The following is an 11170-nucleotide window of genomic DNA, read 5'->3' as shown; positions in this document are numbered from 1 at the left end:
TACGAACTGAACCATATTATCAACGAACCGATCGCAGGCCATCCTTCTCCGCACACCCCCATTCCGGGGTCCGATCCGGAGAGCATCATGCCCAAGACCTGGTTCATCACCGGCGCCTCGTCCGGCTTCGGCCGCGCCTTCGCCGACCATGCCCTGGCCCAGGGCGACGCCGTGGTCGCCGCGGTCCGCACCGTCGCGAAGCTGGACGACCTGGCGGCGCAGGCGCCCGACCGGGTGCTGGTCCTGCCGCTCGACGTCGACCGGCCGGGCGCCGCCCAGGCGGCGGTCGATGCGGCGGTGGCGCGCTTCGGCGGCATCGACGTGCTGGTCAACAACGCCGGCTACGGCATCGTCGGCGCGGTCGAGGAGACGCCGGAGGCCGAGCTGCGGGCGCAGATGGAGACCAATTTCTTCGGCGCCGCCGCCGTGATCCGTGCCGCGCTGCCGGTGCTGCGGGCCCAGCGCCGCGGGGCGATCGTCAACATCTCCAGCCTGGGCGGGCAGCTGTCCTTCGCCGGGTTCAGCGCCTATTCGGCCTCGAAATTCGCGCTCGAAGGCCTGTCGGAGGCTCTGGCGCAGGAGCTGGCGCCGTTCGGCATCAAGGTGCTGATCGTCGAGCCCGGCGCGTTCCGCACCGGCTTCCATGGCGGCGCCCTGCGTCCCATGCCGGTGATGGCCGCCTATGCTGAGACGGTCGGCAAGACCCGCGACTTCGCCCGCGGCCTGCACGAGGCCCAGGAGGGCGACCCGCGCAAGGTCCCCGCCGCGGTCGAACGGGCGCTGGCGGCGGCGCGGACGCCGCTGCGGCTGCAGCTGGGCGCCGATGCCGTGGCCATGGTGCGCGAGCATGCCGAGACCCTGCTGGCCGAGCTGAAGGCCTGGGAGGCGGTGGCGCTGGCGACCCGGGTCGAAGCGATCGGGGCCTAGCCGATCGGCAGCCCCTCCACGGAGTTCACCGCCTCTATCGTGAAGGAGAAGCCAAGGACCGGCCATTGTCGAAGCCTCGGGCGCCGCGGCACAGTGGGCGCGGGCGCCGCCGGCGCCCGACACACAGGAGCACCCGTCCCTTGCCCCGGCCGACCCGCGACGCCGCGCCCGAACCGACCCCCGACTTCCAGCCCCCCGTGCGGTCGGCGAAGCTGGCAGACCAGCTCTATGAGCAGGTGCTGGCCAAGATCGTCTCGGGCGAGTTCGCGGAGGGCGACAAGCTGCCGTCGGAGACCCGGCTGGGCGGCCTGTTCGGCGTGTCGCGGCCGGTGGTGCGCGAGGCGCTGTCGCGGCTGCAGGCGGACGGGCTGGTCGCCGCCCGCCACGGCGCCGGCAGCTTCGTCCGCCACCGGCCGCGCACCGAGTTCCAGAGCGTCGCGCCGATCGGCAGCATCGCCGACCTGATGCGCTGCTTCGAGTTCCGGGTGGCGCTGGAGGGCGAGGCCGCCTGCCTGGCCGCCGAGCGGCACACCGCGGCCGAGCTGACGGCGATCGAGGAGGCGCTGGCCGCCCTGGACCGGGTGATCGAGACCGGCGCGTTGGGGGCGGAGGAGGACAACGCCTTCCACATCGCCGTCGCCCGGGCGGCGCAGAACGACCTGTTCACCACGGCGCTGGAGAGCCTGGGCCGGCATGTGCTGAACGGCATCCATGTCGCCCGCATCCTGTCGCTGGCGCACAACCGGTCGCGGCTGCGCCTGGTGCAGGACGAGCATGTCGCCGTGGTCGAGGCCATCCGCCGGCGCGACCCCGACGGCGCCCGCAACGCCATGCGCCGCCACATCGAGAACGCCCGGCTGCGCGTGCTGGGCCGCGGCGACCCGGCGCCGGGCGACGAGCCCGACGCCGGGTCGTGATCCCGATCAGCGCTGTTCGGCGGCGATGCGCAGGCCGAGCGCGATCAGCAGCACGCCGGTGATGCCCTCGATGGCGCGACGGATGCGCGGCCGGCGCAGCACGTCGCCGGCCCTGGCCACGGCGACGGCATAGGCGGCGAGCCAGGCGAAGGTCATCAGGCTGAACACCAGCCCGAGGGCCAGGAAGGCAATGAAGGCGGGCTGCCCGTCCGGCACGAATTGCGGCAGCAGGCTGGCGAAGAACACCGCCATCTTCGGATTGCCGAGATCGCTGACCAGCCCCTGGCGGAACGCCGTGCCCCGGCCGAGCCGCCGCGCCGGCGCCGTGGTTGCGGCGTCGGCCATGCCGGGGCGCCAAGCCGCGCGCAGGGCGTGCAGGCCGAGCCAGACCAGATAGGCGGCCCCGGCGTATTTCACCGCCAGGAACAGCGGCTCGGACGCCACAAGCAGGGCGACGATGCCGAGGCTGGTGGCGAAGGCCCAGACCGCCTGGCCGAGCGACACGCCGAGTGCAGTGAAGATGCCGCCGGCGCGGCCGCCGAGCAGGGCGTTGCGCACCGTCACCGCGGTGTCCGGCCCGGGCGTGACGATGACCAGCAGCGACACGCCGAGAAACGCCAGGATCGACCCCGTCACCATGTCCTCTCTCCTCCGCGCCCGTGAGCCGAAGTCCCGACGGTAGCGGGGCGGCCCGCCGGGTGTCGAGTCGCCGGCGTCACCGCCCGCCCCGGCGCACGCCGAAGCTGGCGAGGAAACCGAGGGTGCCGAGCACGGCGGCGACGCCGAACACCCAGGCGGCGGCATGGATGATCTCGGCCGCGCCGCCGGCCCCGGCCATGCCGGCCTCGTTGGCGACCAGCCCCGACACCGCCGCGCCGATGGCATAGCCGCCGGATTGCAGCGTCGGCAGCAGGCCCGAGGCGGCGTCGCGTTCGCCCGGCCGCGCCGCCTCCATCACCGCCTGGCTGAGGAAGGCCCAGGACAGGCCGAAGCCGGTGCCGATCAGGATCTGGCACAGCATCAGCAGCCAGGGCTGGCCGGACACCAGCGCGACCATCACGCCGAGCAGGCCGACGGCGAGCAGGAACGGCCCCACCCGGATCAGCCGCGCCTGCACCGCGGGCCGGGCGACATTGGCGACCAGGATGGCCGAGCCGCTCCAGGACAGCGCCATCAGGGCGCTGACATAGCCGGCCATGGTCGGGCCGTAGCCCCAGAGATGCTGGATGGTGATGTTGAGGTAGACCGAGGTCGCGGCCTGGGCCAGCGGCATCAGCAGCACCACCCACAGTCCGGCCCCGACCGTCGAGCGGAAGGTGAAGGCGTCGGACGGGAACAGCCGGTCGCCGCTGCGGCGGTCGAGCAGCACCACCCCGGCCAGCACCGCCATCGCCGCGGCGACGCAGAGCGCGGCCTGCCAGCTGTGCGGCACGATGCCGGCGACCGAGACCAGCATGATGCCGACGGCGCAGCCGGACAGGCGCAGGAACGGCACCGCGACCCGCTTGCGCTCGCCGCGGTCCGGCGGCACCACCACGGCGACCAGCGCGACGAAGATCAGGATCAGCGGCACGTTGATCAGGAAGGCGGCGCGCCACGACACGGTCTCGGTGAGCACGCCGGACAGGAGCGGCCCGCCGAAGGCGGCGGCCGCCCAGACGATCGCCTCGGCCCCGAACACCTTGGGCAGCAGGCGCGACGGGAACAGCTCGGGGATCAGGGCGTAGCAGATCGCGGCGATCACCCCTTCGCCGGCGCCCTGGAACAGCCGCCCGACCAGCACCATCGGCATCGACCCGGCCAGCCCGGCGACCAGGGTGCCGACCAGGAAGGCGGCGGCCGAGGCCATCAACGCCGGGCGGGTGCCGATGCGGTGCTTGATCATCGCCGCGGCGGCGCCGCCGACGATCGCCGCCACCAGATAGACGGTGAAGGCCCAGCTGATCAGGTCGACGCCGCCGAGTTCGGTCACCGCAGTCGGCAGCGAGGTCGAGACCAGGAAGCCGTTGAGGGCGTAGAGCGCCACGCCGAGGCACAGGGTGGCGACGGCCGCGCCGTAGCGCCGGGTGAACAGCTCACCCCACCGGCCACCGATCGTCTCCTCCATGGTCTCGTCCTTTTTGCAAGTTGGCTCTTGCTATATCCGGCCGATTAAAAAAGCAACTGCTTTGAAAATGCGTGACCGGCAACGTCGATCTGGAGAGGGAGGATAGGTCGGTGAGGCCGCAGAGCGTACCGTTCAAAAGCGGTCGCTGCCGACCGTGGCACCCGTCATCGGCCGCAGCCGGCCGTTGCGTGGGGCGGCCGCGATCCGGCGCTCCTGCGCCGTCCGACTAGCCGCCGGTCTTCAGCAGAGCCGTCCGGACCGAGAGGATGTCGCTCCGCAGCCTTCGCAAGGCATCCTCGGAAAGCCCGGTGGCCCCATCGACGCAGGACGGGAAGTCGCGGGCCTTGTCCCGCAAGGCCGCGCCCGCTTCGGTCAGGCGCACGCGCACCTGGCGCTCGTCGTCCGGGTCGCGACGGCGCGCCAGAAGCCCCATCCCTTCGAGCCGCTTGAGCAACGGCGTCAAGGTGCTCGATTCGAGGAACAGCGTCTCGCCCAGGCTGCCGACGGTCCGGTCGTCCTTGGCCCAGAGCGCGACCAGCACGAGGTATTGCGGATAGGTCAGCCCCAGGGCCGACAGCAGCGGTTTGTAGACGCGGTTGAATGCGTGGCCCGCCGAATAGACCGCGAAGCAGATGAAATCGTCCGGGACCAAGGCTGTGTCGGACATGAGGGGACTCCAGGCTGATCGGGCGAGCCCTGTCTCGCCATCCCTTAGATAGATCGCGCACGATCATATCGCAAGCTATTGACATCGCCGATCGGTGGGCACATTTATTTATCGAGCGATTATATCGCTCACGATATTAATGTATCCCCGAGGTGTCCGCCATGGACCTGCATGCCGATGGCCGACGGAAATATCCGAGATCGAAGTTGCTGGCGTCATCCGCCGGCCGCGGCTGGTCGACGATCGCCGCCGAGCTCCGCTCCCATCCCGCCGGCCGGATCGTCTCGGTCGCCCAGCAGAGCGTCGAGATCGTCATCGCCGTCTGCGGCGCCGATGACGGCTTCGTCATCCGCACCGGTGCGGGGCGGCGGCAGCAGGCCCGGCCGACATCGGGCACCATCTGGCTGGCCCCGATCGGCATCGGCGACGAGGAGATCACGATCACCGCCCCGATTCCCGAGGCCTTGCACCTGTATCTGCCGGCCCGGCAGTTCAACCTGCTGGCGGATCGGTACAACCTCGCCGGATCACCGGTTCACGCCATCCAGTACCGGGGCGGCCTGAACGACGAGCTGATCCGCCAGATCGGCCTGTCCGTGCTGACGGAGATGATGCGGGAAACCTCGACCGGCCGCATGTTCGCGGAGGTCTCGTCCCTGATGCTCGCAGCCAGGCTGGCGCACGACTATGCCGACAGCAGCGCCCTCGATCCCGGCCCGGGCCGTTCGCATCGGCTCGACAATGCGCGGCTGCGCCGGGTGCTGGACCACATCGAGCGGCATCTGGAGGATGAGATCGTCGTCGCAGGCCTGGCTGAGATGGCCCATCTGAGCACCTTCCATTTCACCCGGATGTTCACGGCCGCGATCGGCATCCCGCCCTATCGCTATGTCAGCCGCCGGCGCCTTGAAAATGCGATGGCCATGCTCGCCGTCGGCAGGCTGCCGCTCAGCGAAATCGCGCACCGGTCCCGCTTCTCCTCACAGGCGAGCTTCAGCCGCGCGTTCCGCCGCGCCACCGGCATGCCCCCGGGCGAATACCGGCGCCTCGTCCGCTAGGCCGCCGCCGGGCCGGATTTCCGGGCCGATCGCAAGCACGGTCAAGACCACAGCAGGCTCGGGAAAGACGCGCCTCGGCCGGCCTTCCTAGCCTGGGGCATTCAAAGCCGGTTCCGCGCCCAAGGCCGCAGCCGGCCCCTCCCAGGACGAACAACCGGATCCCCCATGACCCGCTTACCGAAACTCGCAGCCCTGATTACCGGAGCCTGTCTCATGACCCAGCTTGCCGCGGCCGCGTCCCCGGACCCCGCCACCGACCCGCGCATCGATCCCCAGGTCCGGTCGTTCCTGGCCGAGATCAACAAGGACCCCAGCCCGTTCTGGGAGCTGCCCCAGCCGAAGCCGCAGGACATCCTGACCGGCCTGCAGTCGCAGACCGCGGTCGACATGTCCGGCGTCACCACGACCGAGCGCACCGTCACCGTGGATGGGCGGCCGGTGAAGCTGTACGTCATGACGCCCGACCACCCGGCCGCGAAGCCGGGCGTGCTGCTGTTCATCCATGGCGGCGTCTGGATCGTCGGCAATTTCCAGAACCATCAGCGCCTGCTGCGCGACCTCGTCGTCGGGTCCGGGCAGGTCGGCGTGTTCGTCGAATACACCTCGCTTCCGGCCGCGAAGTTTCCGACCCAGCTGGAGGAGAGCTACGCCGCGCTGACATGGGCCTCCGCCCATGCCGGCGAATTCGGCGCGGATGGCAGCCGCGTCGCCGTGGCCGGCAACTCGGTCGGCGGCAACATGGCCGCGGCGCTGACGCTGATGACCCGGGACCGCAACGGGCCGAAGATCAGCTACCAGGTGCTGTTCATTCCGGCGACCGACGCCAGCGTCGATACCGAATCCTATCACGACTACGGGACCGGCCGCTTCCTGGCCCGCGCCTTCATGAAGTATGGCTGGGACCTCTACGCGCCCGATGCGAAGACGCGCGATAACCCCTATGTGTCGCCGCTGCGGGCGACCATCGACCAGCTCAAGGGCCTGCCCCCCGCGCTGGTCATCACCGCGGAGAATGACCCGCTGCGCGACGAGGGCGAGGCCTATGCCCGGAAGCTGAAGGCGGCCGGCGTCGAGGTCGCGGCGGTCCGCTACAACGGCACGATCCATGACTTCGTACTGCTGAACGCGCTGCGCCACGTGCCCTCTACCGAGGCGGCCATCGAGCAGGCCAGCGAAGGCCTTCGCCGGCATCTCGAGCCGTAACCAACGACGGACTCGGCGCGGCGGGGCTGCTCCGCCGCGCCTGTGTCGCGACACGGCAGTCCGCGAAGCCGGTCCTCGCCCGCGCGCCCCAGGCGAGGAATGGCATCGCGACCTTCGCGACATCGACGACGGCGTCCGCCCCCAGGCGCGGGACGGACGCAACGTTCATTGCGTGCCCCATATCTTGTTCGTTGTTTGCCCATGAACAGGGCGCATTCCGCCAGCGCTGTCCAGGCCGCCCATCGCGAACCGGCGCGGGATCTGCCAGGAAGAGGCGGACCGCGTCACCTCGACAGATCAGCCCAATACACAAGTCCATCTATCAAATATCGAAAATACAGATCAATTTTTTGATACGTCAAAATGCAAAATATTGACTATCCGAAGTCGCCATACTATCATAAATTTCATTTTTATTATGACAATGAGGACATATTATTATGCAGCAAGCATTCGGCAGCATCAGCGGCAGCGACGGCTCGATCCTGTGCGGTTCCGGAAATTTCTCGGTCGAAAAGACCGGCAAGGGCACGTTCACGATCACGCTGCAGGGCTCGTCTTCGATCCCCCCGGTCGTGGCGGCTACCCCGGGCGACCAATACGTGACCGCGTCGATCGTCATCCCGTCGACAGATGGTGGAAACGGCAGGCAGCCCAGCTTCAGCCTGATAACGGGCTACACCGATCAGGGCAGCAACAACCCGATGGACATCTATGTCGTCAACTTCATCGCAGCCTGGACCTGAGAGGCCGCGACATCGTCGGACCCCGCCCGGTCACAGTCCCGGGCGGGCGATCCGATAAAGCACATGCGGGCGCAGCTCGTCGCCCGGCGGAACCGTGACGTCCTCGAAGTCGCTGTCGCGGACATGGGCCAGGCCCAGGCGTTCCATGGCGCGGCGCGACGGAAGGTTGATCGCCGAGGTGTAGCCGATCACCTCCGGCAGGCCGAAGCGGGACCAGGCGGCGCCGAGGCAGGCCTGGCCGATCTCCGTCGCATAGCCCTGGCGCCAGAAGGCGCGGCCGAGGATCCAGCCGATCTCGGCCGGGTGGTCGCCCGGCACCTCGGGGCCGGGGCGGGACAGCCCGCCGCCCCCGACCAGCGCGCCGTCCGCCTTGCGTTCGACCGCCACGAAGCCGAAGCCGCATTCCGCCAGCGCCGCGATCGCGTCGTCGATCACGGCGCTGGTCTCGGCAAAGCTCAGCAGGCTGGGATGATAGTACCGCCGGACCTCGGGGTCTGCGTTGATCGCCGCGAAGTCGACGCGGTCGGAATCTTCCCAGGGGCGCAGGATCAGCCTGGGAGTCTCGAATCTCATGGTTCGCCTCTCGCCGGTCGCGCCGGCCCTCGAAGCGCCGGCCCGGACCCGCGAGTCTCAGGCCGGCCTTGTCCGGTATTCTGCCGATGGGCCGGCGCCGACGTCAGCGCACAGGCCGGGAGGGCCGAAGGCGCGGTCCCGTCCTACTCCAGCATGCCGAGGGCCTGCTTGTAGAGGTCCAGCAGCTCTTCCTGCTCGCGACGGTCATCCTGCTCCATCTTCCGCAGGCGGATGATCTGGCGAATGATCTTGTTGTCGAAGCCGGTGCCCTTGGCCTCGGCATAGACATCCTTGATGTCGCCCGCGATCCCGGCCTTCTCCTCTTCGAGGCGCTCGATGCGCTCGATGAACGACTTCAGGCGATCCGCGGCGATACCACCGACATCCGACATGGGCTGGTCCTTCGACGAAATTGGCAACGGGCGACGAAATTGGCAACAGAGCGAGGCGATCGGGCCTGCTCAGGGCGCGGGACCATAAAGCGCCGCCGCCGGGCCGGCAAGCGCGGCCGGACGGGGCCAGCGCCGGCGCGGGATTGCGCCCGGCAGAGTGCCGCCGGGACCGGCCGGGAGCGATTCGCGCCCGGGATCGGGGTCAGTGCTTGTGCGAGGCGTCGAAGGCCTTCTGCTGGCCGGCCGAGGCATCCTTCTGGTGCTTGGCCTTCCAGCTCTCATACGGCTCGCCATAGACCGCCTCGCGCGCCGCCGGGTCGGACAGCGGAATGCCCCGCTGCTCCGCCGCCTCGCGGTACCAGCGCGACAGGCAGTTGCGGCAGAAGCCGGCCAGGTTCATCAGGTCGATGTTCTGCACGTCGGTCCGCCCGCGCAGATGCTCGACCAGGGTGCGGAAGGCGGCGGCCTCCAGCTCGGTGCGGGTCTTGGCGTCGATCTCGGTCATGGCGGGGTCCACGGGGTCAGGATGCGGTGGCGGGCGGGTCTTCCGACAGCCCGGTCTTGGTCTCCAGGATCAGCCAGTCGACGACGCGGCGCAGCGCCTCGGCCTCGTCGACGCCCTGGGCCAGGGCCTCATAATATGTGGCGAGCTGGCGGTGGGCGGAAGTGCCACGGGCCAGGATGTCGCGCGCCTGGGCGATCTCGGCCTCGCAGCCCAGCGCCGCGGCGTCCTCGGCCACCAGCACCATGACCTCCTCCAAGAGCTCGGCATAGGGCACCAGCTTGCCCTTGCCCCAGTCGATCAGCCCTTCCTCGAAGCCGTAGCGCATGGCGCGCCAGCGGTTCTCCTCGATCAGCACGCTGCGGTAGCGGCGCCAGGCGATGTTCTGGGCGCGCAGCCGCCACAGCATGCGCAGCAGGCACAGGTACAGCGCGGCGACGGTCAGCCCGTCCTCGACCCGGGTGCAGACGTCGGACACCCGCATCTCCAGCGTCGGGAAGCGGGCGGAGGGGCGGATGTCCCACCAGATCTTGCTGCCGTCCTCGATCACCCCGGCCTGGACCAGCGAGGCCAGCGCCGATTCGTATTCGCCATAGCTCTGGAACTCCTCCGGCATGCCGGTGCGCGGCAGTTCGGAGAACACGGCCAGGCGGTAAGATTTCAGCTTGGTATCGGTGCCCTGCCAGAACGGCGAGGAGGTGGTCAGCGACAGCAGGTGGGGCAGGAAGTAGCGGATCTGCCGCATCAGGTCGATGCGCAGGTTGGGGTCCTCGATCCCGGCATGGACATGGGCGCCGCAGATCAGGAGGCGCCGCACCGGCACGCCGAGGTCGCGCGCCAGCTGGTCGTAGCGGCTGCGGTCGGTGTGCTTCTGCGGCCGCCAGGTGCCGAAGGGATGGGTCGAGGCGGCGATGATGGCGAGGCCGTGCCGCTCCGCCTCCTCCACCACCGACCGGCGCAGCCGCTTGATCTCGGTCCGCGCCTCGCCGATGGTCCGGCAGACGGGGGTGCCGACCTCGACCTGGCAGCGGAAGAATTCGCGGGCGACGCTGCCGGCATGCCGGTGCTCCAGCGCCTCGACCAGCTCGGGCGGCGGGTCGGCCACCAGGTCGCGGCTGACCGGGTCGACCAGCAGGTACTCTTCCTCGATGCCGAGGGTGAAGGCGGGTTCCCCGGACACGGTGTGCCTCATGCGACGGCCTGCAGCGGCTGGTAGAGGGCCGGATCGGCCAGGATCGGGGTGAAGATGTCGGCCATGCGGTCGGCCCAGGCCTCGGCCGCCGCGTCGGCGGCGATCAGGTCCTGGCGCATCTCGATCAGCACATGGGGCAGGCCGCGCGGCTCGGCATGCGAATGCATGGTGTAGCCATGGGCGTTGCGGCCGGAATAGGGCTGGTTGTCGCCGACCGTGATTTCCGGGTCCTGGCGCAGCGCCTCCATCAGCGGCAGCGGGATGCGGCCGTCGTCGCGCCACAGCACCCCGACCTGCCAGGGCCGGGCGAAACCGCGCATCACGGGGGTGAAGCTGTGCAGCGACAGCAGCGCCGGCGCCGGGCAGCGCGCCTGCACCCGTTCGAGCTGCCGGGTGATGGCGTCGTGGTAGGGATGGAACAGCGCCGCCGCCCGGGCCGCCGCATCCTCGGCACTGACCCTGGCATTGCCCGGCACGATCACCCCGTCGCTGATGGCGCAGATCGAGGTCGGGTCGTCGAGCTGGCGGTTGGGGTCGAGGACCAGCCGGGAATAGCCGTGCAGCAGCAGCGGCGCGTCCAGCCGTTCGGCCAGGCGGCGGGAAAAGGCGGCGATGCCGATGTCATAGGCGACATGGCGGTCGAGCGCCTCCGGCCCCAGGCCGAGCCGGCCGAGGGATTTCGGAAAGGCGCGGCCGGCATGATCGGCCACCAGCAGGGCGCAGGCCTTGCCGTCGGGGTTGACCAGCTCGAAGGCCGGCGGATCGTCGGGGCTGAGGAGCGTCATCCGACAAACCCTAGCAGGGCGCCGCGACGCTGTGGAGAGCGGCGCGATGCGGCGGCCTCGCGCATATCGTGGCTCGTATGCATCCCGGCAAATTGTCTGAC

The 11170-nt window shown here is 69.8% G+C and carries 13 protein-coding genes; 5 read left to right on the top strand and 8 right to left on the bottom strand.

Going from position 1 to position 11170, the window contains the following annotated elements:
- Positions 1–87: 87 nt before the first annotated feature.
- Both E9232_RS21225 and E9232_RS21220 read left to right on the top strand, forming a co-directional pair.
- Complete coding sequence (locus E9232_RS21225) at positions 88–927, top strand: oxidoreductase (RefSeq protein WP_309797210.1); 840 nt, start codon at positions 88–90, stop codon at positions 925–927.
- 140 nt (positions 928–1067) lie between these two features.
- Complete coding sequence (locus E9232_RS21220) at positions 1068–1844, top strand: FadR/GntR family transcriptional regulator (protein ID WP_309797208.1); 777 nt, start codon at positions 1068–1070, stop codon at positions 1842–1844.
- A 6-nt stretch (positions 1845–1850) separates the two neighbouring features.
- On the opposite strand, the gene E9232_RS21215 is transcribed toward E9232_RS21220, so the two are convergent.
- The 3 genes from E9232_RS21215 to E9232_RS21205 all read right to left on the bottom strand — a co-directional run bounded on the left by E9232_RS21215 (position 1851) and on the right by E9232_RS21205 (position 4618).
- Positions 1851–2483: a LysE family translocator gene (locus E9232_RS21215; RefSeq protein ID WP_309797206.1), complete on the bottom strand. Its 633-nt coding sequence runs from the start codon at positions 2481–2483 to the stop codon at positions 1851–1853.
- A gap of 76 nt (positions 2484–2559) precedes the next feature.
- Positions 2560–3951, bottom strand: coding sequence for an MFS transporter (locus tag E9232_RS21210; RefSeq protein WP_309797205.1), 1392 nt, complete (start codon positions 3949–3951; stop codon positions 2560–2562).
- 226 nt (positions 3952–4177) lie between these two features.
- Entirely contained in the window at positions 4178–4618 is a 441-nt protein-coding gene (locus tag E9232_RS21205; RefSeq protein ID WP_309797204.1) for a MarR family winged helix-turn-helix transcriptional regulator, read from the bottom strand.
- 206 nt (positions 4619–4824) lie between these two features.
- Here E9232_RS21205 and E9232_RS21200 point away from each other — a divergent pair, with 206 nt between their 5' ends.
- The 3 genes from E9232_RS21200 to E9232_RS21190 all read left to right on the top strand — a co-directional run bounded on the left by E9232_RS21200 (position 4825) and on the right by E9232_RS21190 (position 7625).
- Complete coding sequence (locus E9232_RS21200) at positions 4825–5676, top strand: helix-turn-helix domain-containing protein (RefSeq protein WP_309797203.1); 852 nt, start codon at positions 4825–4827, stop codon at positions 5674–5676.
- A 213-nt stretch (positions 5677–5889) separates the two neighbouring features.
- Complete coding sequence (locus E9232_RS21195) at positions 5890–6879, top strand: alpha/beta hydrolase (RefSeq protein ID WP_309797201.1); 990 nt, start codon at positions 5890–5892, stop codon at positions 6877–6879.
- A gap of 440 nt (positions 6880–7319) precedes the next feature.
- On the top strand, positions 7320–7625 hold the full coding sequence (locus E9232_RS21190; RefSeq protein ID WP_309797199.1) for a hypothetical protein: 306 nt from the start codon (positions 7320–7322) through the stop codon (positions 7623–7625).
- A gap of 30 nt (positions 7626–7655) precedes the next feature.
- Here the strand turns inward: E9232_RS21190 and E9232_RS21185 are convergent, their stop codons facing one another.
- The 5 genes from E9232_RS21185 to E9232_RS21165 all read right to left on the bottom strand — a co-directional run bounded on the left by E9232_RS21185 (position 7656) and on the right by E9232_RS21165 (position 11069).
- Entirely contained in the window at positions 7656–8198 is a 543-nt protein-coding gene (locus E9232_RS21185; protein ID WP_309797197.1) for a GNAT family N-acetyltransferase, read from the bottom strand.
- Positions 8199–8341: 143 nt separating this feature from the next.
- A complete protein-coding gene (locus tag E9232_RS21180) occupies positions 8342–8590 on the bottom strand; it encodes a DUF2312 domain-containing protein (protein WP_309797195.1) in 249 nt (82 codons plus the stop codon).
- A gap of 202 nt (positions 8591–8792) precedes the next feature.
- Positions 8793–9095 (bottom strand): DUF1244 domain-containing protein, encoded by a 303-nt coding sequence (locus E9232_RS21175; protein ID WP_309797193.1) that lies wholly within the window; start codon positions 9093–9095, stop codon positions 8793–8795.
- Positions 9096–9111: 16 nt separating this feature from the next.
- Positions 9112–10284, bottom strand: a complete 1173-nt coding sequence (locus E9232_RS21170; RefSeq protein ID WP_374710641.1) for a carboxylate-amine ligase — start codon at positions 10282–10284, stop codon at positions 9112–9114.
- Positions 10281–11069, bottom strand: coding sequence for an N-formylglutamate amidohydrolase (locus E9232_RS21165; protein WP_309797187.1), 789 nt, complete (start codon positions 11067–11069; stop codon positions 10281–10283). The genes E9232_RS21170 and E9232_RS21165 overlap by 4 nt, the downstream gene beginning before the upstream one ends.
- Positions 11070–11170: the final 101 nt, after the last annotated feature.

Source organism: Inquilinus ginsengisoli, assembly GCF_031453975.1.
GTDB classification, from domain to species: Bacteria; Pseudomonadota; Alphaproteobacteria; order DSM-16000; family Inquilinaceae; genus Inquilinus; species Inquilinus ginsengisoli_A.
This window is presented reverse-complemented; position numbering and strand designations above follow the sequence as displayed.